Origin of the sequence: Marisediminitalea oceani, assembly GCF_003731635.1 — a bacterium.
GTDB lineage: Bacteria > Pseudomonadota > Gammaproteobacteria > Enterobacterales > Alteromonadaceae > Alteromonas > Alteromonas oceani.
In genome coordinates this window covers 149,957-170,145 of sequence record NZ_RCUA01000087.1, presented here as the reverse complement: position 1 = coordinate 170,145, position 20,189 = coordinate 149,957, and the positions used below count along the sequence as shown (strand labels likewise).

General features: G+C 49.2%; 15 protein-coding genes. 5 read left to right on the top strand and 10 right to left on the bottom strand.

Translation table 11 applies throughout. The features are described 5' to 3' along the window. The first annotated feature begins 209 nt into the window (after window positions 1–209). Window positions 210–2,684: an ATP-dependent helicase HrpB gene (gene hrpB / locus D9T21_RS22255; protein WP_123327346.1), complete on the top strand. Its 2,475-nt coding sequence runs from the start codon at window positions 210–212 to the stop codon at window positions 2,682–2,684. 161 nt (window positions 2,685–2,845) lie between these two features. After that, the gene (phbB, locus tag D9T21_RS22250; RefSeq protein WP_105935554.1) at window positions 2,846–3,568 is read left to right on the top strand and encodes an acetoacetyl-CoA reductase; all 723 of its coding nucleotides are present in this window, start codon (window positions 2,846–2,848) and stop codon (window positions 3,566–3,568) included. A 62-nt stretch (window positions 3,569–3,630) separates the two neighbouring features. Here phbB and D9T21_RS22245 read toward each other — a convergent pair whose 3' ends face one another. The 7 genes from D9T21_RS22245 to D9T21_RS22210 form a co-directional block, all read right to left on the bottom strand. Further along, complete coding sequence (locus tag D9T21_RS22245; RefSeq protein WP_241155792.1) at window positions 3,631–4,923, bottom strand: lytic murein transglycosylase; 1,293 nt, start codon at window positions 4,921–4,923, stop codon at window positions 3,631–3,633. A 64-nt stretch (window positions 4,924–4,987) separates the two neighbouring features. Then, window positions 4,988–6,205 carry a polyhydroxyalkanoate depolymerase gene (locus tag D9T21_RS22240; RefSeq protein WP_123327345.1) on the bottom strand — a complete coding sequence of 406 codons (1,218 nt, stop codon included), beginning with the start codon at window positions 6,203–6,205 and terminating at the stop codon, window positions 4,988–4,990. Between the two features lie 199 nt (window positions 6,206–6,404). Continuing rightward, a complete protein-coding gene (locus D9T21_RS22235) occupies window positions 6,405–6,743 on the bottom strand; it encodes a phasin family protein (RefSeq protein ID WP_105935556.1) in 339 nt (112 codons plus the stop codon). 25 nt (window positions 6,744–6,768) lie between these two features. Beyond that, a complete protein-coding gene (locus D9T21_RS22900) occupies window positions 6,769–7,398 on the bottom strand; it encodes a phasin family protein (protein ID WP_123327344.1) in 630 nt (209 codons plus the stop codon). Between the two features lie 168 nt (window positions 7,399–7,566). Then, window positions 7,567–7,995: a polyhydroxyalkanoate synthesis repressor PhaR gene (phaR, locus tag D9T21_RS22225; RefSeq protein ID WP_123327343.1), complete on the bottom strand. Its 429-nt coding sequence runs from the start codon at window positions 7,993–7,995 to the stop codon at window positions 7,567–7,569. Between the two features lie 225 nt (window positions 7,996–8,220). Further along, window positions 8,221–10,005, bottom strand: coding sequence for a PHA/PHB synthase family protein (locus tag D9T21_RS22215; RefSeq protein ID WP_123327341.1), 1,785 nt, complete (start codon window positions 10,003–10,005; stop codon window positions 8,221–8,223). A gap of 18 nt (window positions 10,006–10,023) precedes the next feature. Further along, complete coding sequence (locus D9T21_RS22210) at window positions 10,024–10,266, bottom strand: DUF6489 family protein (RefSeq protein ID WP_105935560.1); 243 nt, start codon at window positions 10,264–10,266, stop codon at window positions 10,024–10,026. A 206-nt stretch (window positions 10,267–10,472) separates the two neighbouring features. Here D9T21_RS22210 and mrcB point away from each other — a divergent pair, with 206 nt between their 5' ends. Beyond that, entirely contained in the window at window positions 10,473–12,797 is a 2,325-nt protein-coding gene (mrcB, locus tag D9T21_RS22205; RefSeq protein WP_241155790.1) for a penicillin-binding protein 1B, read from the top strand. Window positions 12,798–13,804: 1,007 nt separating this feature from the next. On the opposite strand, the gene D9T21_RS22200 is transcribed toward mrcB, so the two are convergent. Beyond that, window positions 13,805–14,719: a DUF808 domain-containing protein gene (locus D9T21_RS22200; RefSeq protein WP_123327339.1), complete on the bottom strand. Its 915-nt coding sequence runs from the start codon at window positions 14,717–14,719 to the stop codon at window positions 13,805–13,807. Between the two features lie 10 nt (window positions 14,720–14,729). Further along, window positions 14,730–15,467 (bottom strand): hypothetical protein, encoded by a 738-nt coding sequence (locus tag D9T21_RS22195; protein WP_123327338.1) that lies wholly within the window; start codon window positions 15,465–15,467, stop codon window positions 14,730–14,732. A gap of 257 nt (window positions 15,468–15,724) precedes the next feature. On the opposite strand from D9T21_RS22195, the gene glnK reads away from it, so the two are divergent. Both glnK and D9T21_RS22185 read left to right on the top strand, forming a co-directional pair. Next, a complete protein-coding gene (gene glnK, locus D9T21_RS22190; protein WP_105935564.1) occupies window positions 15,725–16,063 on the top strand; it encodes a P-II family nitrogen regulator in 339 nt (112 codons plus the stop codon). A gap of 35 nt (window positions 16,064–16,098) precedes the next feature. Then, the gene (locus D9T21_RS22185; RefSeq protein WP_105935565.1) at window positions 16,099–17,343 is read left to right on the top strand and encodes an ammonium transporter; all 1,245 of its coding nucleotides are present in this window, start codon (window positions 16,099–16,101) and stop codon (window positions 17,341–17,343) included. A gap of 107 nt (window positions 17,344–17,450) precedes the next feature. On the opposite strand, the gene D9T21_RS22180 is transcribed toward D9T21_RS22185, so the two are convergent. Further along, window positions 17,451–19,949 (bottom strand): putative bifunctional diguanylate cyclase/phosphodiesterase, encoded by a 2,499-nt coding sequence (locus D9T21_RS22180; RefSeq protein ID WP_164464814.1) that lies wholly within the window; start codon window positions 19,947–19,949, stop codon window positions 17,451–17,453. Window positions 19,950–20,189 lie beyond the last annotated feature (240 nt).

Sequence of the window (20,189 nt, the reverse complement as noted above, 5' to 3'; positions counted from 1 at the left end):
TGCAACCAAGCCTAGCCACAAAACCTGCCAGTCTTGCTGAGTGGGCAAACTTCTATGCAGATTGGTATTATATGTTGGCAGTTTATCCGGCGCAGAACAAGACAGGTTTATGTCTTAACCGGCCATGGCTATACTGCCTCTGTTTACTCAATTGTAGTGCAAATAATTAAAGAACAACTATTCTTTAGCGCGTTGCCGAATTTATTCTGATGTCGAAAGTATTACCCGTAGAAAGCATAATACCTGATTTACTTACCGCTCTGGATACCACTGATGTGTTGCTCAGCGCGCCGCCCGGTGCCGGTAAATCCACCGCTGTACCCATGGCCTTGTTGCGGTCAACCTCCGCTAGGATTCTGCTATTACAACCCCGCCGTGTGGTGGTGAAGCAACTGGCGGGCTATCTGGCACGGCAGTTAGGCGAGGAGGTAGGCGAGACAGTTGGCTATCGTATTCGCGGCGAGCAGAAAACCAGTGCGGCCACCCGTCTGGAAATTATTACCGAAGGGATCCTCACCCGCAGGTTGCAGCAGGATCCCGAACTGGCCGGCGTGGATATTGTGTTGTTTGATGAATTTCATGAGCGTAGCCTGCACAGCGACTTCAGTCTGGCGCTCGCCACTGAGGTGCGACAAACCCTGCGTGATGACCTGCGCCTGGTAGTGATGTCGGCAACGCTGGATGTTACCCCTCTGCGTAAACTGTTACCGGAAGCAGCGGTATTATCCAGCCAGGGGCGCCGCTTCGACGTGGAAGAAGTGTATGTGGGCGAGTGTCATCTTTCGCAACTGAGCCCGCGTATTGGCGCCCTGATTACCGAGGTGCTCACTAAAGAATGCGGCGACATACTGGTGTTTTTACCTACCGTAAAACACATTAATCAGGTGTTAGGTGCTCTGTCTGGCATAGAGAGCAAAGAAGTAGCGGTCCTACCTCTTCATGGTGCTTTGCCACTTCAGCAACAGCAATTAGCTCTTAGACCTCATGTAGAGGGTTTAAGAAAAGTCATACTGGCTACTAATATTGCAGAAACTAGCTTAACTATTGAAGGTATCCGTCTGGTCATTGATAGCGGCCGGGAGCAGGTCGCTCAGTTTCATCCGACAACCGGCATGACCGAGCTTTCATTAAAGATGATTTCACAGGCATCAGCTGAGCAACGTAAAGGTCGTGCGGGCCGGGTACAGGAGGGCACATGCTACCGGCTATGGAGTAAAGAAGCCCATAGCCGGCTGGCAGAGTTCGCTCTACCCGCCATACGCACTGAAGACATAACGTCTCTGGTGCTACACAGTGCCGACTGGGGCACTTCTCTTGATGCCCTGCCGCTGTTGGACAAGCCGAGTGACGCGCAAATAAATGCCGCGACGCAGACGCTGCAGGAACTACGATTACTGGATACTAACGGGCGGATTACGCCACTTGGTAAGGACAGTCTTAAACTACCGGTTGATGCAAAATTCGCCAGTATGCTGTTACAGCTAAAAGAGGAAGCTGAATTAACGGATGATCAGACACTGCTGACTGCTGGTTGCGTGGTGACTGCCCTGGCCGAAGAAGCGCCCCGAACGGAACACTGGCTGGTGAGTGATGTTCTTCGCTCCATACCTTCTCCGGTCAGACAATCGGTAAGCCGTCAGGCGTCGAGGTATGCTCGTTTGCTAGGCAGCGACGCCAAAATAGACTCCAGGCTGAATGTGCCGGAACACTACCTTGGCCTGGCAATAAGTCTGGCCAGGCCAGGCTGGATTGCCCGGGCGCGCAATTTACAGGAGTTTAAGCTAGCGATGGGGACCGGTGCAGAACTGGTTCAGCCGGCGGCGACAGAACATCCCTGGCTGGCGGTATTAGCTGGCCAACGCAAAGGCACTAATTTATTGATTCGTTTAGCACAGCCAATCGAAGAGCAGCTTATCAGTGAGCATTTCACGGCTTCTGTTTCATCACAGCAGGTTGCCTTTTATGACGCTCAAAGCGACACAATGAAGGCCGAAGAGCGGCGTTACTTCAAGCAAATCCTGCTATCCCGCAAACCGCTGGCTAAGCTCGGCGAAGCGCAAAGAATTCAGTGCTGGCAAGACTGGTTAGGCGAAAAAGACATTAAAGACTGGCCATTCTTTAACGAGCTTGAAGAGACTTTAAACCGGCTTAATATGGCGCGAACACATAATCTTGTGGCCAGCGGGTTTGACGGGGACGCGTCCTGGCCGGAGGTGTCGACAAGCTGGTTACTCGGGCAGGAGGTGGTGCATGCCGTATTAGGGCGATGCGCGTCACTTAGCCAGCTTAAAAAAGCGCACTGGGCGGAGGTACTACTGCAAACATTGAGCTGGCCTCAGCGTCAGGTCATTGAGCAACAATTGCCCGCGAGCCTTAAAGTGCCCAGCGGCACAACACGACGCTTGCGTTATGAAAGCGAATCGCGGGTAGTGTTGTCAGTCAAAATGCAGGAAATGTATGGCAGTGCTGCACCAGTGACCGTTGCTCAGGGTCGGCAGATGGTTACGGTAGAGTTGTTATCACCGGCTGGCCGACCGATTCAGACTACTAATGATTTACCGCGCTTCTGGCAGGGTAGTTATGCTGAGGTGAGAAAAGATATGAAGGGCCGTTATCCCAAACATTACTGGCCTGAAGATCCGACCACTGCAATTCCTTCTGTTAAAACAACGAAGAATAAGTAACTGAATACTATTATTAAAATGTCATATAGACCGAATAGGCTATTGACTTGGAGAATAGTTTATAGACCAACGTCTGATTTTCACGGTGGAATATTCAAGCTATAGATGATTATATAGTAATCAGTTGTACGTTGAGCAATATCAAACAAGAAGGAAAGAGCATGAGCAGAGTAGCACTCGTTACAGGTGGAACACGCGGTATTGGTGAAGCAATCTGTACGACACTGAAGGATGCGGGTTATACCGTAGTGGCTAACTATGGCGGAAACGATCAGGCGGCACAGGAATTTACCGAGCGAACCGGTATTGCAGCAATGAAGTTTGACGTGTCAGACTTTGAGAAAACTAAAGCCGCTATCGAGCAGATCGAGTCGGATTTCGGACCGGTAGATGTGCTGATCAATAACGCCGGTATCACCCGCGACGGTACCATGCACCGTATGACGTTTGAACAGTGGAACGCGGTTATCCAAACTAACCTGGCTTCGTGTTTTAACACTTGCCGGGCGGTTATCGAAGGGATGCGCGAGCGTTCATTTGGCCGTATCGTAAACATTGGTTCAATCAATGGCCAGGCGGGTCAGTATGGCCAGGTGAACTACGCGGCGGCGAAATCCGGGATCCATGGCTTCACTAAAGCGCTGGCTCAGGAAGGTGCTGCAAAAGGCATCACCGTAAATGCTATTGCTCCAGGCTACATTGATACTGATATGGTACGCGCAGTACCAGAAGACGTACTGAAGAAAATTGTTGCGAAAATCCCGGTTGGCCGTTTAGGTAAGCCGGAAGATATCGCTGATGGTGTGTTGTTCCTGATTAAAGATGAGTCGAGCTTTATCACAGGCTCAACGCTGTCTATTAACGGCGGTCAGCATATGTACTAAACCGAAAAAGCCGGACATGCTTTGATTAGAAAGCGCTGTCCGGCTCTTTTCACTCAATACAATTAAGAGGTCGGAGTAACTTCTATACCCAGTGCCTGCATGACGGCCAGCGAAGGAAAACCATCGGCAATCATGTCGCTACGGCGTTGAAATTCGCGGATCCCCTCGCGGGTAGCCGGTCCTAAAATACCGTCTGCGCCACCCACATCAATTCCTTTCTGATTAAGTTGTTCCTGCATGGCTTTGATATCGTCGCGACGATAATTCGGCAAAGGAGGCAGGGATGCAACCAGTTCACCGTCGCCGGCAATTCTGTCTGCCAGCCGGCCTACCGCAATGGCGTAAAACTCAGAATTGTTCCAGCGCATGATCACTCTGAAATTAGGGTAGGCGAGAAAGGTTGGCCCCTCATGACCAGCGGGCATGACTAAATAGGCATTCATATCGCTGCTACCCAGTGCATCTCCGTTGGCACGGGTTACCCCGAGTTCGTTCCAGTCGGTCACGGTGCGACGTTTAGAATAGCCCAGTAATGAGTAATCAAAACCGCCCGGCAGTTTGACTTCTCTGCCCCAGCGGAACCCGGGTTGCCAGCCCAGCTGAGACAGAAAGTTGGCCGCTGATGTTAACGCATCTGCCTCGCTATCCCAGAGGTTAATCTGTCCGTCACCGTCGCCGTCAATGGCGTAGTTAGCATAGGCTGATGGCATAAACTGGGTGTGACCCATGGCACCCGCCCAGGATCCCACCATTTTTTCCTGCTCTAAAGACTGCTCTTCCAGCAACTTTACGGCAGTGAGCAATTCGCGGGTGAAAAACGTGCTGCGTCGCGGATCACAGGCCAGGGTTGCCAGAGAATCGAGTACCGGCATTTTCCCTTTATAGCCGCCGAAATTGGTTTCCAGACCCCAGAACGCCAGTAAGTACTGAGCGGGAATACCGTATTGCTTTACCAAATCCTGCAGCAGCGCTTTATGCTCGCCGGCCAGGTGACGACCTTTGTTGATTCGCCAGTCATTGACCCGCTTACTGAAGTAACCGGGAAAAGTTTGTACGAACTCCGGCTGGCTGCGGTCAAGCTCAATGACTCTGGGCTGATATTTGATATTGGCAAAAACCTGTTCGGCTGTGGCTGGTGTAATACCCGCCTCTAAGGCTGATTGTTGCAGGCTTTGCTTGCAGATGTTAAAGGCCTGAACCGGATCGGCATCAGCAGAGGGCTGCTCATCGATATTTTGCTGGGCATAAGCAGTCGGTTGAAAACTCAGCGCTGCCACAGACAGCATAAAACAGGAGGTTAACCGTGGGAACAAACGCTGACCTTTAGCGGATGTGCAGCGGGGAACAAAGCGCATAGAAATCTCCCTGAAATTAAGAGCACCCATGCTAACCTAAGTTGCCAGCATGGGCGAGATAACGTCAGGCAAATTTATGAATAAAATCGGTGATCAACGGACGAATATGTTTGCGGAACTGTGAACCGCTAAAAATACCGTAGTGACCGGCACCTTGCTGAACGTGGTGTTTACGTTTGGATTTTGGAATGCTCTTACATAAATGCTGAGCTGCTTCGGTCTGACCCAAACCACAAATGTCGTCGTTAGCCCCTTCAACGGTTAACAGCGGCGTATTTTCGATAGACTCGAAGTTAACCGGCTGACCTTTGTAGGTGATGGCGCCACGAGCCACTTCATTATTTTTAAATACGCGCTCGATAGTTTCCAGATAAAACTCTGCCGGCATATCCAGTACCGCCAGGTATTCGTCGTAGAATGCCCGGAAACGGTCGGCATCTTCTTCCTCACCCAGAAACAGGTTCTGGTAGAAATCGATGTACTTCTGCATGTGTGCCTGTTGGTTCATGCTAATAAAACCGCCAAGCTGCATAAAGCCAGGATACACCTTACGGCCTTCGCCCGGATAACCGTGCGGAACAGTCATAATGGCGACATTACGGAACCAGGACATGGGATGCTTCTTGGAAAACTCATTCACCCGGGTAGGATTTTTACTGGTATCGATTGGGCCCGCCATCAACGTAAGCGTATGAGGCGTAGCCGGGCTCTTCTGCTCGGCCATTACCGCGGTGGCAATCAATGCCTGAACGGTGGGCTGGCAAATAGCCATTAAATGGGTATTCGGACCAAGATACTCCATGAAGCTAATCAGGTATTCAACATAACAGTCAAAGCTGAAAGGGCCTTCGTCCAGAGGCACTTCGCGAGCATCAGCCCAGTCGGTAATATACACTTCATGGTCTGGCAACAGCGCTTCTACGGTGCCTTTGAGTAATGTAGCAAAGTGGCCGGAGAGCGGCGCAACAAGCAATACTTTATGATCGTCGTGCACACCTACGCGATTAAAGTGAATTAAATCGCAAAACGGTTTGGATACTGCAACTTCTTCCTTAACGGCGTGGTATTTGCCATCAATGGTGATCTCGTCAATATTAAAGCCAACTTTCTCGTAACGGCGGGTTAGTCGCATGGCAGTCTCAAGACTCGCCCGGCTGACACGGCCTGGAATAGTGTGGGAAAATGGATTCGACGGGTGGCTGGCAATATCGTTTAGCAGACTAAACCCTTCATGCATGATTTGCGCACCGCGAGCCATGTAGTCGTATGCTTGGTAATTCATTGTTTCACTCCCGGAGGTACTACTTTTTGAGTGATATGTGGACCGACAAAAACGCCCTTGGTTCCACAGATGTCAAAAAAATGTAATACAAATATCAAAAAAGGGCCATTAAGTATAACAGCCCTTTTTCTGGGCCCGCATAACACTTTTGTTCTATTTTCAGAGCAAGTGTTGCGGGCATTTTTAGCCTGGCGGAGTCTTACTTAGCAGTAAACTTAGTAGTGAACTCTTCGCTCATGCCTTTCATCATTTCGCCCGCTTTTTGCTGGGTTTCAGTGATCAGCGTGTAGCTGCTTTTCGCAGACTCAGTCATTTTTTCCTGCATGCTTTCTAAATACGCTTTTTGCGCTTCAGCAAGGCTCATCAGGTCCTTTTGCTGGCTGGCAGTCTCAACAAAAGACATACCGTCAGACATCAGGGTAGAGAACAGAGAATTTTGCTTTTCAGCTAATTCCTGCATGGTGTTCATGTTCAAAGTCGCAAGTTCAGTTACAGGCTTCATTGCAGTTTGAAATTTTTCAGTCATTTGCTCTAGCATTAGTCTCTCCTTAAAGAGTCGTTAATTAATTGGTTGATTTGGTTTCGGCCGCTTTAGTTGCTGGCTTTTTAGCTGTCGAAGTTGTTCTACGCGTACGCGTGGTTTTCTTTGCAGCCGGCTTAGCTGCAGGCTTTGCCTCAGCTTCAGCAGGTTTCGCCGCTGCTTTAGCTTCCTTTGCCGGGGCTGGCTCCTCTTTTGGCGCGGGCGCCGGACTAGGAGCGGCCTTGGCTGCCGGTTTTGGCGCTGCTTTCTTCGCAGGCGCTTTTGCCGGTGCGGCCTTGGCTGCTGGTTTCTCAACAGCCTTGGTTACTTCTTTCGTGACCTCTTTGGCGGCTTCGGCACTATCTTCAATCGACGATTTCACTACGTCTTTCATGTCAGACTGTAAGTGACTTAATGTTGAGTAAGCGCCTTTAGAAGCAACAGCCAAACGGTCGCGCATGGCTTCAGCAAATTCAGAATTTGCGGCAAAAACACCTTTCGCCTCGGTTTGTACCGACACGGTTTCGAGATATTTCACGCTGTCGCTCAATAAACCGGTAAACAACTCGGTTTGGTTTTGCGATAAATCTTCCAGCATTTTTGCATTCACGGCCATCCATGAATTCACCGGCTTGGAAGACTTCTTGAGTTGCTCTGAAAATTTGCCAAACATATAACACTCCCGTTCGAAGTTTATACTTGCTGCGTTGCAGCATTCGTTGGTTATATATTAGACAGCAGAAGGCGGAATGGTCAAGGGGTATTTTGTTGCAATGCAGCAAAATGCCTATAACAATATAGAATAACTATACAACTTTTTATGCTGCGGTGCAGCAAGTGGCTATTTTTTCTGATCTTTTGGTGATTTGGTCCAGGCGTCGATATTCTGTTCCATGATTTTACTGAACATACCCAGCGGGCTGGTATCGACCATATTCTTCATCATTCCCTGCAAACTGTCCTGTTGTTCCATAAAACTAATCAGGCTTTGTTCCAGGTACTCGCGAAGGAATAACTGCATATCAGAGTCATAAAAACGAATAAGCTGCTTGAGGAGTTTATTGGTGAGCAGCGACTGATGCTCATTGGTTTCAGACTCACTAATGATCTGTAACAGGATGGTCTTGGTTACATCGTCACCGGATTTTGAGTCGACCACATTAAAGTCGGTACGCTCATTGACCAGTGTTTTAATGTAATCCATGTTCACATACTGACTGCGAGACGTGTCATAAAGCCTGCGATTTGGATATTTCTTAATAGTAATCATGGCAACCTGTGCTTATCTTGTTTGTCCGTGAGTGAGCAGCGCCTGTGGCTGCTTGTTAATGATTGCCGTGCAATGGCATTAGCAGCCTCAGAATCTGGTTTACAGAGTGATGAAAAAACCGAAAAAAAGCCCCGAAACGGGGCTGGCAGGTTCAGTAAACCCTGTCAGCTATCCTGCAATGTAGCGCAGAACAGGCCGACAGGGCAAATATCGGGCAGTTTATAATTAGCCGAGACGTCGTTTAACGTAACTGCCTGGTGCATCTTCAATAATAGGGTAAGACTTATGTTTCCCCGGTTTTGGTGAAGTAACCTGTTTATCATTGTGTGACTGCAACCAGTTGTACCAGTCCGGCCACCACGAGCCCTCATGCTGAGTGGCGCCGTCAAACCAGGCGGCGGCATCTTCTGGCAGGTCTTCGTTGATCCAATGGGGATACTTGCCTTTAGCGGGCGGGTTAATTACCCCTGCTAAGTGCCCGGAGCCAGCCAGTACAAAGCGGGTATCACCGCCCACCAGTTGTGTGCCTTTATAAGCGGCCTGCCAGAGCACAATGTGATCGGCAATGGTGGCCAGGAAGTATACCGGCACGTCGATATTGGCTAAATCGATAGGCACACCGTCAATCACCATACCACCTGGTTCCCGCAGTTTGTTTTCCCAGTACATGGTACGCACATACTGTTTAAAGCAGGCGGCGGTGATATTGGTGGCATCACTGTTCCAGAACAGAATATCAAAGGCGGCGGGATCCTCGCCTTTTAGATAGTTATTGATAAAGTACGACCAGAACAGGTTGTTCTCGCGCAACAGGCTGAAACTAAGCCCCAGTATGCGGCCATCATATACGCCTTTAATGTCGGCATTCTGCTCCATGGCGTTAAGACTTTCTTCGGTCAGATAGTTACCAATTTCACCTGGCTCACTGAAGTCGGTCAGGGTGGTTAGCAGAGTAAGTGACTGAATTCGCTCATCGCCCCGGGCGCGCAGGTAAGCTGCAGTTACGGCTGACAGGGTTCCGCCTACACAAAAGCCGGTCATGTTAACTTTGGGCTGTTTGGTAATCTCGCATACCACATCCAGCGCGGCCAGCGGACCGTGCTCCATATAACTCACGAAGTCATGGTCGGCCAGGGATTTATCCGGATTGACCCAGGAGATCATAAACACGCTAAAGCCGTTTTCGAGCAGTCCTTTTACTGCGGATTTCTTTTCATCCAGATCGAGGATGTAATATTTGTTGATAAACGGCGGCACGAACAACACCGGTGGCGCGTAGGTTTTAGCTTTTTTCGGTGTGTAATGAATGAGCTGCATGAGGTCATTCTGATACACCACCTTGCCTTCAGTTGTGGCGAGGTTTTCACCAAGCTCAAAGGCCGACATATCGGTTTGCGTAATCTTAAACGCTTCAAGCGGACTCTGCTCCAGGTCGCGCATGAAGTTCTCAATGCCTTTGAGCATGCTTTGCCCTTTGGACTTGAGGATTTCTTCACACACATCCGGGTTAGAGAACAGGTAATTGGTTGGCGCTACCGAGTTAATATACTGACGAGTATAAAACTTTACCTGTTCAGCAGATTTAGGATCAGCAAAGGTCATGGAGTCCATCATGCCCTGCAGCATTTTGGAATTAATCAGGTAGGCTTGCTTTAAATAGTTAAAAACCGGGTTTTCATTCCAGTCGGTGTGGCTGAAACGTTTGTCACCACGTGACTCACTAACTACTGCTTCAGCCTTCTCGCCGAACATGGCCCTGCTTGCCTGCTGCCAAAGCTCGGTTTGCTGGCGCATAAACTCCATCTGGTTTTCAACCAGCTTAGAGGTATCTACTTCTACCTTATCAGCCAGTTTTGTGGTCAGTAGCTGTTGCAAGTGTTGCGGGTCGAACATCTTTGCAGCGTCGTTCGAATCAGCCTGACGGGTAAGAATTTTCTGTACCATGCTATTAAACTGCTCAGCATACTGGTTCAGCGTGTCCAGAATTTCCTGCTTATCCTGTTGCTCCACAAGTGCTCCTTGAAGTTGTTATTTTTTGCCTGAGGCGGTGCTGGTGGCAATGCCTTCCATCATTTTCTGGTAGAAAGAAAAGGCCTGCTGACTGCCATCAAGGTAGGGTTTCAGAAGGGTCATCATTGTTTCCTGGTTACCGTTTTTTAATTGTTCGGTAAACATGGCAATGGTGGCTTCATGGATTTTGGTCATGTCCGGCCAGCCTAAGAGTTCGCGAGCTTCTGACGGTGACAGATCGATATCGACGGTAATTTTCATGGTAAACTCCTTACTTCAGCCAGTATCATGGCTTTCCCAAAGGCTGATTGACTTACAGAGTAAAAAGCGAACAATCACTTGTCTAGTCTGATGAGCCTAAAGTTGCATACAGGTAATTGATACAGCGCAAACAAAACTGCTGTGTCCCTTGCCCGGACTGAATGCCAGCAACCGGTCGTACCCGCAAAGTATTTACAGGAAGCGTTGTGACATCAAAAAAAGCCGAGCCTACTTCTAATCCTAACCGAAAACGCCGACTCTGGCGGTTTTTCTGGAAGTTATCTTTAATTCTGCTGGTGCTGTTCGGGGCCTACATTATTTATCTTGATGCCCAGATTAAGCACCACTTTTCAGGTAATAAATGGCAGGTGCCTGCACAAATCTACGCCCGTCCGCTGCAACTGCAAAAGGGTGAGGAGATTACTCGCAAAGAAGTGCTGGATGAGCTGAAACTGCTGGGTTACCGACGGGTGAATCAGATTCAGGGCAGTGGCGAATACAGTGTTAGTCAGGCAGCTATTAATATTTACCGTCGGGCGTTCCATTTTCCTGATGGCTTTCAGCCGTTGCGGCAGTTAGCTATCCGCTGGAATGGTGCGCGCATCGCCTCTATTACTGATTTACAAACCGACCAGTCATTACAACAAGTCAGGCTGGAGTCCTGGCTGGTAACCCGTCTTGCCAGTGGCAGTCAGGAAGATCGTATGCTGGTGACGCTGAAAGATGTGCCGCCGTTACTGGTAAAGGCATTAACGCTTACCGAAGATCGTGATTTTTACAGTCATCACGGTATTGCCCCGTTGTCTATCATTCGTGCGCTACTGGCGAATATCGCAGCGGGACGCACAGTTCAGGGCGGCAGTACGCTCACTCAGCAACTGGTTAAAAACCTCTATCTGACCCGCGAACGTTCGCTTGAACGAAAAATTAAAGAAGCACTGATGGCCATCATCATTGATGCCCGCTACAGCAAAGACAAGATCATCCAGGCTTATCTGAATGAAGTGTTTCTGGGGCAGAGCGGTGATATGGCTGTACACGGTTTCGGCCTGGCCAGCTATTTTTACTTTGACCGCCCGGTGTACGAACTCGACGAAACCGAAATCGCCATGTTGGTAGGGATGATAAAAGGCCCTTCTTATTACAACCCCCGTAAGTACCCCGAACGTGCCATCGAACGGCGCAATCTGGTACTGCGTTTGTTGCTGGAAGGCAATGAGTTAACCCCGCAGCAATACGAAATGGCCGTATCGAGGCCAGTAGGCATTGCTACAGGCGACAGTCTGGCAACCGGTAAACACCCGGCATTTATGACCCAGGTGCGTAAAGAACTACAAACCATTCTTGCCGACCCTAACATTCGGGAGTCGGGCGTGAAGGTGTTCACCACTCTGGACATTTATGCCCAACGCCGCGCCGAAAAGGCTTTAACCAGCACTCTGGACCGCTTGCAACCAGGCCGCGAAGCGACCCTGGAAGGCGCTATGGTGGTATCAGACATTGGCAGTGGTGAGGTGCGCGCACTGGTAGGCGGACGCAATGTCAGCTTTGCTGGCTTTAACCGCGCTCTGGATGCGGTTCGGCCCATAGGCTCGCTGGTAAAACCGGCGGTGTATCTGACGGCACTGGAGCAACCAGCGCAGTACAATCTGGCTACACCACTGGAAGACAAGCCATTATCTCTCAGCGATGAACACGGTGATAACTGGCAGCCGCAAAACTTTGATAAAACTTACCGTGGCTCCGTGCCGCTTATTGATGCGCTTAGTTTGTCACTTAATGTGCCTACGGTTAATCTGGGGCTTGAGCTGGGTATTGATAACGTTGCCGCCACTTTAAAAAATCTGGGTGTTAAACGGCCGGTTCCGGAAGTACCTGCGCTTACCCTGGGCGCGGTCGCGCTGACCCCCTTTGAAACCAACCAGATATACCAGACGATTGCTAATAATGGTGCGTACCGACCGCTACATACGGTGAGTGCCATTGTGAGCGTGAATAACCGCTTAATGTGGCGTCAGGCGGAGTATGGTGAGCAGCGTGTTAATGAGGAGTCAGCTTACCTGCTTAATTACGCGCTTTATAAGGTGGCCACCGAAGGTACAGCAAAAGCCATTGGCAGAACCTATGACAACATAAACATGGCGGGAAAAACCGGTACCACCGATGATTACCGCGACAGCTGGTTTGCCGGGTACGACCGCAATAATCTGGCTACGGTCTGGGTAGGCAATGATGAAAACCGCTCAACCGGCCTGACGGGCTCTACTGGTGCACTGCCTGTGTTCCTTGCCTATCAGCAGTTACAGGAACCTAAATCCCTGTCTCGACGTTTTCCTAATGGCCTTGGGATCGCGCATTTCGATCCTGCAACCGGTGCGGTAGTAACGGCTGGATGTCAGGGCAGTATGAGTGTGCCTGCCGTGCTTGATGCGCTACCGCCTGCTAAGGGTTGTGTGGGTCAGTCGGGAGAAAAAGCGCCGGCTAAGAAAGCTAAGGAAAAGTCCTGGTGGGAACGGTTGTTTGGGGGTTGATAGGTTAATCTGGTTTGCTTGAACGGCAATATGTCGGGGTGCCGACAGCACCCAAAGGGAAGGTGGCTCCCCTTCCCTTTTTTTGAGAGCTTAGCCCTGGTTCAGCGAAAGAATGATGTTTAAAGATCGCTGTCGGAGTCGCCGACGCCGACCAGAGGGTGTAATGCGACACCCTCTGGACTCCCCGCAGCCCTTATCAGTAAACAACGTCATCGTCCCTGGCAGAACAAACCAGACCGTCAATGACGGCACATCCATGTGCCGCATCGACTGAATCCTCATCCATGATGATTCTTCTGGTTTGTTATGTATGCCAGTGACGATAACAACACTGAAGAAGGGCACAAAGTTTGTTCTTTCTTCGATTTAAATAAGCTCACTTTAAGGGGGGAGGTAAAGTTTTATTCTTTATTGGTGAATTTTTGAAGGTTTGTCTTTGATAAGAAAAGCCTTAAGTCTGGTGAGTTTGCCTGGGAGAATTGATTGGTCTTCAGCAGATAAAAAACTCAGGAGATTGCAGAGATCTGCAATTCCTGAGAAGTGGCACTACGGGAGTGTCCAGGGATACAAATGCGGTAAGCCTTTAGTGGATCAATGAGTCTGACGTAAACAGGTAACGAATCCCGTTAAAAATCCCCAGCGCAACGATATAGGCCAGCACCGGACCCAATAAAAGCCAAATTAAAAAACTGTAAGTAATCATAATCTTGAACCTCGCTGTTCGTTACGGGCACACCAGTAAGTGATTCACACTTACTGCCCTGTACCCAATCAGAGCCTCATCATGCTCGCCGAGCAGGCTGTCTGTTAATCTAAGTCGCAGAATAGTTAGCGATAGTTGTGCCAGTCAGGTGATTAATTTATAAGATTTTGATTTATATGGTTTTATTGTGGTTTTGCGAAGGCGGGTAAAATTGAGTGTGTGGTTTTTTTTGCTAATTAATAATTTAATTGCCAGTAAAGTAGCGCAAATGGCTAACGCTACTTTACTGTGATGCGGAGCCTTTTTACTGACGGACTTTATTAAAAATAGCCAGGGCGAAAGCGATGATCGTCCCTGCGATTAATCCGGCGATACCATCGGCAGCAATACTCAGAATTAAGGCTATCTGTGGTATCAGCTGGGTTACCGATTCAGCGAGATGATGTAAGAACGGGATACTGTGAGTCAGAATGCCGCCGCCGACTAAAAACATTGCGATGGTGCCCACGAATGACAATACCTTCATCAGAATTGGTGCCGCTGTCAGTAAAAAACGCCCGCCTATGCGTTGCGCACTGTTGTAGCCACCCGTTAATGATTTACGTAGCAGGTATAAGCCGAGGTCATCCATTTTTACAATGCCGGCCACCAGACCGTAAACCCCAATGGTAAAGGCGATACTTAGTCCGCTGAGGACCAGAATTTGCGTGGTAAGGTCGGCACCCTGCAGGCTACCGAGGGTGATCACTACAATCTCTGCAGACAAAATAAAGTCGGTGCGTATCGCCCCTTTAATTTTATCTTTCTCCATTTGCACCAGGTCAATGGAAGCGTCGGCCAGATTATTAAGGCGCTCATCGGCTTCCTCGGCGCTGTCGGCATGGGGCAGGAAACGATGGAGCACTTTTTCAGCTCCCTCAAAACATAAATAGAGACCGCCAAGTACCAGCAGTACTGTGATTAGTACCGGTACAAAAGCACTGATCAACAATGCGGCAGGCACCAGTATTAGTTTATTGATGAAGGAGCCCTTAGCCACTGCCCACACCACGGGTATCTCGCGGTCGGGTTTCACGCCCTGTACCTGATTGGCATTCAGCGCTAAATCATCGCCCAGCACACCGGCAGTTTTCTTGGCTGCCATTTTCGACATCATGGCGACATCGTCTAGCAGGGTGGCTATATCATCAATGAGTGCAAGTAGGTTGGCTCCGGCCACGGGCAGTCCCTTATTGTTCTGGTTGTTTATGTTGTCGTTTGTCGATGAATTGCTGGAACTCGTTGCGACTGTTGCACTTTACATTGCCTCCAAACAGTCGCGCAACTGTTGCCACAGTACTATTCACTCCCTTTTCGCAATTCACGGCATATTCTCCAATAGTTTGCTCGGCTGGTTGGTACTCACCAATGCGTAAATCTGGTGATTTCTGCTCCAGACGGCGCTGCCGCGTAACTTGTTCGGCGAGTTTATGCTGTTTTTGTGACTGCAGTCCTGCAATCCCCCGATTAATGGCGTTAGATAGACGCCGTGAAGGTGGTGCGGGGCTGTCCTCTGCCTGAGTAAGTATTTCACCTGAAGACGGTGCAGAGGCTTCAGTACTGACACCGGAAATTTCTTCGGCTTGCGCTGGCGGTGTCGCGGGTTCGGTTTGTGATGGTTCGTTTACGGGCTGAGACCCGACTATTTCTGGCTCTTCAGGGGGGGCATCGGTTGCAGCGGGCTCGGGCAATTCTGCCGGCGCGGGCTGGGTTGGTGCAGGCACAACAGGCGTGTACAGAACTGCTTTCACCGGACTGGGTTTCACCGGCGGCGTAACAGGCGGCGGAAACGATAACGTGGCGATTACTGCAATATGAACCAGCACCGAGCCGACAATCAGCCACACCAGCCTGCCAGCCTTTTTCGGGGCTGGTTCAGCAGGTTGAAAACGCGTGGGCCCGGTAAAGGCTAAGTCCATTTTTTCCATGCCAGATAGACCGGCTGTTTTACGCTAAGTTCCCTGCGATAAACGACATTACTGACAGGATGAAATGTGATGGCACCAAAATGGTGCAAACCGGGTCTCATGCATTTAAATGGTGCGTAAAATTGTAAGAAAATATAACAATTTTTGATTTAGTTGTTGATTTATATGGGTTTTAATTTATGGCATAGGACTTGTTCTAGTCAATCTCGCACAACATGAACACTGGTAGCAAACCACTATTATTTTGGGAGCAACACATGAAACTAGTCACAGCAATCATCAAGCCATTTAAGCTGGATGATGTTCGTGAAGCCATTTCAGAAATCGGTATTGACGGTCTGACCGTAACCGAAGTGAAAGGTTTCGGACGTCAAAAAGGACATACAGAATTATACCGCGGAGCCGAGTATCAGGTCGACTTCCTGCCGAAAGTCAAACTGGAAATTGCAGTTCAGGATGATCAGGTGGAACGTTTGGTTGAAGCCATCACAGGTGCTGCGAAAACCGGCAAAATTGGTGACGGCAAGGTCTTCGTTTACGACCTTGAAGGCGCTGTCCGGATTCGTACTGGCGAAACAGATACCGACGCACTGTAAGAGCAGTCGACGAGAAATTTGCGGAGATAAGCATAATGGAAACAACTTTTGAATTAGGGTACGCGTTAGATACCTTTTACTTTTTGATCTGTGGCGCACTGGTAATGTGGATGGCTGCAGGTTTTGCCATGCTGGAAGCTGGCCTTGTACGTGCTAAAAACACAACTGAAATCTTAACTAAAAACATCGCACTGTTTGCGATTGCTTGTACTATGTACATGATTTGCGGTTACGGCATCATGTACGGCGGTGGTGACTGGGTACCTTTCCTGGGCGGCATCGTAGGCGACGGCGCAACTGGCGTTGCTGATGAACCAGCAACCTATGCACCATCAGCTGACTTCTTCTTCCAGGTAGTATTCGTTGCCACTGCAATGTCTATCGTATCTGGTGCGGTAGCTGAGCGTATGAAACTGTGGGCGTTCCTTGCCTTTTCGGTAGTGATGACTGGTTTCATCTACCCAATGGAAGGTGCCTGGACCTGGGGTGGCGCGTCTGTATTCGGCATGTACACACTGGGCGACCTTGGTTTCTCTGACTTCGCTGGTTCTGGTATCGTTCACATGGCTGGTGCAGCGGCTGCATTAGCGGGTGTACTGGTACTGGGTGCTCGTAAAGGTAAATACACTGCAGATGGCAAAGTTAACGCTATCCCTGGTGCAAACCTGCCTCTGGCAACTTTAGGTACATTCATCCTGTGGATGGGTTGGTTCGGTTTCAACGGTGGTTCAGTACTGGCTACTGCTACTGTAGAAAGCGCTAACGCGGTTGCTGTAGTTTTCATGAACACTAACGCTGCTGCAGCGGGTGGTACTATTGCTGCTCTGATTGTTGCTCGCATCATGTTTGGTAAAGCTGACCTGACAATGGCACTTAACGGTGCACTGGCTGGTCTGGTTGCTATTACTGCTGAACCTTCTACTCCTACGCCACTGACTGCGACTCTGTTTGGTGCCCTGGGCGGTATCCTGGTTGTATTCAGCATCGTTACTCTGGACAAACTGAAAATCGATGATCCGGTAGGTGCGATTTCTGTTCACGGTGTTGTTGGTCTGTTAGGTCTGTTACTGGTTCCTGTTACTGGTGGCGCGACTTTCTCTGGTCAAATCATCGGTGCTCTGACTATCTTCGTATGGGTATTCGTAACCAGCTTAGTGGTTTGGTTAATCATCAAAGCAGTTATCGGTGTACGCGTTAGCGAAGAAGAAGAATTTGAAGGTGTTGATATCAGTGAATGTGGTCTGGAAGCTTATCCTGACTTCACTGGTGGCCGTTCATAATCTTCGGACACATTATTGATTAGGCACTTAAGTTAATAATAATAAGCCTAAATCACTTCGACTCAGACCCCGCTTATGCGGGGTTTTTTCTTGCTTTTACTGAGGCTCTATCTCATTACGTATGCTTCAAAAGCTTCTGGCGTCAGCGGGCGGCTAAAGTAGTAACCCTGAAAATAGTCACAGCCCATTTCTTTAAGCATCTCTACCTGCTCCTTGCTTTCTGTACCTTCTGCAACGGTGAGCAGCTTCATATGTTTGCCGATGGCGATAATTGACCTGACCAGCTCCTTACTTTGCTGATGGTCGATATTGTCGATAAAGGACTTATCAATCTTAAGCACGTTTAGCGGTAAATCGCGCAGATAAGAGAGTGATGAATAACCGGTACCAAAATCATCCAGTGCCACCGAGATACCGGTGTTCTGTAAGGTTTTTAGTTGCTCAATGGCTTTGTGGCTATCGAATAGCAAACTTGATTCTGTAAGCTCTACTTCGATCAGCTGTGCCGGTATGTTGTATTCAGTCCGTTGTGCAAGCAGGTAATGAATAAAGTCGCCTTCAGCAAACTGGGAAGCCGTAACATTAATCGAAACCCGGTAAAGCGGCACGCTTCGCTGTTGCCAGTCGCGGATCTGTTCAAAGACGCGGCGTAACACCCATTTGCCCAACTCATGAATAAGGCCTGTTTCTTCGGCAATGGGTATAAAATGAGCCGGTGAGATAAACCCTTTAACCGGATGGTGCCAGCGCAGCAACGCCTCACTGCCGGTCAGTCTGCCATGGGCATCCACCTTTGGCTGATAAACCATTGAGAGTTCGTCGTTATATTGTAACGCGCTGGATAAGTCCTCCTCCAGCTCACGGGCAGCATCCTTGATGGCCAGCATTTCAGGGGCAAACAATGAGCATTGATTGCGGCCACGCTCTTTAGCTTGTTGCAACGCGTGTTCTGCTGAGCTGATCACATCAAAACGGCTTTCAATTTGTTCTGGGAACAACACGGCTCCGGCGCTGCACTGAACCGATATCTTGCGTCGGCCGATAGTGATTTCATCACTGACTATGGCTTTCAGGGCGGCCCAGTGAACATGCAGTAGCGCGGTGTAATCGGCTTGCAGGTTGGTTAGCAATATGGCGAAATCATCGCCGCCATTACGTGCTATAAAAACGTCTGCAGAGCGATAGGCAGCAAATCGGTTACCCAGAATATGAATAACCTGATCGCCAATTTCGTAGCCGTACTTTCGGTTAATCTCACCAAAATGGTCCAGATCGAGCAGTACTAGCAAGGCGTTCTGCCGATGCCTGGTGGCATCAAGGTACGTAGCATTGAGCACCTCGAGTAAGCGGGCGCGATTAGGTAAGTTCGACAGGTAATCATAATAAGCCATGGAGCGCAGTTTTTGTTCGAGTTGATCGCGCTGTAATTCTGATGCAGCACGGGATGAGACGACCTGCAGGGCTTGTTGCAGGGCACTATCAATGCCGTCGGGTCGCGAGAAGAACATCATAATTAAGCCCGCCTTCTCCCTGCTGCTATTCTCAATGGGGATGCCGGTGTAGCTGGCAAAGGCCGGTGCCTCATTGGCTTCCCGACATTTAAAGCTGGCGGCGGTGATGTGCTTCTCACTATGCAGGCCCCGGTCTAACACCTCCTGACTGGCTGTGCCTTCAGTCTGATAAGTGAAGTTTGGCACTGGTTGCCCGTGTTTTAGTACAGCCCTGGTTTCTATCTTAGTCTCACTGTCTGCACACTTATCACCGATAAATATGAATTCCGCCGGTGAGAGTTGATAAAGGGTTGCAATCAGTTCGATGTAAAAATGATCGGCGTCTTCGCCTGCCGCACTGGTAGCGAGGCGTCTGAGAGCGAGTTCGAATTCACCCTGGCGTTTACGCTGATGATCCAGCTCCCTGGCATTCCGCCGGTATGAAACACTGAGCATTAAGGCGAAAGCCAGAGAAATAAGAGTAAAGGGTAGGCCTCCTGTGTAGAACAATGGGACGCTACCACTGTCTATCTGATAACTCATAAAGCTGGTGGCTACCGACAACCCCAGGCAAATGGTCAGAGCCAGTGAGATAAAATTGTTCTGCTGCTGATAAAAGCGTAAAGCAAACAAAAGCAGCACAACAGCCATAACAATAAAACCAGCATGGAACAGGGAGAAAAACATACTGGGCTCACCAACCAGCAGGGACATTGGCTCGCCGAACAAGTTATCAAATTTAACCAGTTGTGGGTTGTTACCATGTCGCAAAACCGTATCAGAGAATGTGTTAAACAGCGTGAAAATGGCCGCCATAGTACCGAAAGCTAATACCATAAGGTTGGTATAGCGGAATCTGCACCAGTGGCCAAAGGTATAAATAATAAACGGCCAGCCAAGGATGACGGTATTGGTGTGTAACCGGCTTAGAGTAATGGCTTCGGAAACCGTGGAGGCCTGGTGAAAACGCCAGGATAAAAAGTGGTAACCAACAAGCAGTAAATTAACGATTGCCAGTGAGTAGTAGTGATGTTTTTTATGCTGAATACCGGACAGCAGGATGAACAGAAAACAAACCAGGTTTAGTGTAATAACGGCTACAAAATAAGTTGTCATTGACTGCATCCCACTTATTGGCGAAGGGTCTGGAATTGTGACCAGCAGCAGTTCATAAGATCAGCAGTATGTTTACTGCAAGCAATGCCAACCGGTTAGCCCTATATTTTAACAGGTGGTGGTATTTTTGCGTAAAAGCCGCTGGTAGCGCTTAACGTTTTGCTGAGCTAATCGCTTCGACTGCGCCGACCAACCGATAAAATCGATTGGTCGCTTTAGAGCCCGAAGGCGTACCAATTC

Coding starts and splice junctions, on each gene's coding strand:
- glnK (WP_105935564.1), top strand. CDS start 15,725: ATGAAACTAGTCACAGCAATCATCAAGCCATTTAAGCTGGATGATGTT.
- phbB (WP_105935554.1), top strand. CDS start 2,846: ATGAGCAGAGTAGCACTCGTTACAGGTGGAACACGCGGTATTGGTGAA.
- D9T21_RS22235 (WP_105935556.1), bottom strand. CDS start 6,743: ATGCTAGAGCAAATGACTGAAAAATTTCAAACTGCAATGAAGCCTGTA.
- D9T21_RS22185 (WP_105935565.1), top strand. CDS start 16,099: ATGGAAACAACTTTTGAATTAGGGTACGCGTTAGATACCTTTTACTTT.
- D9T21_RS22900 (WP_123327344.1), bottom strand. CDS start 7,398: ATGTTTGGCAAATTTTCAGAGCAACTCAAGAAGTCTTCCAAGCCGGTG.
- D9T21_RS22240 (WP_123327345.1), bottom strand. CDS start 6,205: ATGAATTACCAAGCATACGACTACATGGCTCGCGGTGCGCAAATCATG.
- D9T21_RS22210 (WP_105935560.1), bottom strand. CDS start 10,266: ATGAAAATTACCGTCGATATCGATCTGTCACCGTCAGAAGCTCGCGAA.
- D9T21_RS22245 (WP_241155792.1), bottom strand. CDS start 4,923: ATGCGCTTTGTTCCCCGCTGCACATCCGCTAAAGGTCAGCGTTTGTTC.
- phaR (WP_123327343.1), bottom strand. CDS start 7,995: ATGATTACTATTAAGAAATATCCAAATCGCAGGCTTTATGACACGTCT.
- D9T21_RS22195 (WP_123327338.1), bottom strand. CDS start 15,467: ATGGAAAAAATGGACTTAGCCTTTACCGGGCCCACGCGTTTTCAACCT.
- D9T21_RS22180 (WP_164464814.1), bottom strand. CDS start 19,949: ATGACAACTTATTTTGTAGCCGTTATTACACTAAACCTGGTTTGTTTT.
- hrpB (WP_123327346.1), top strand. CDS start 210: ATGTCGAAAGTATTACCCGTAGAAAGCATAATACCTGATTTACTTACC.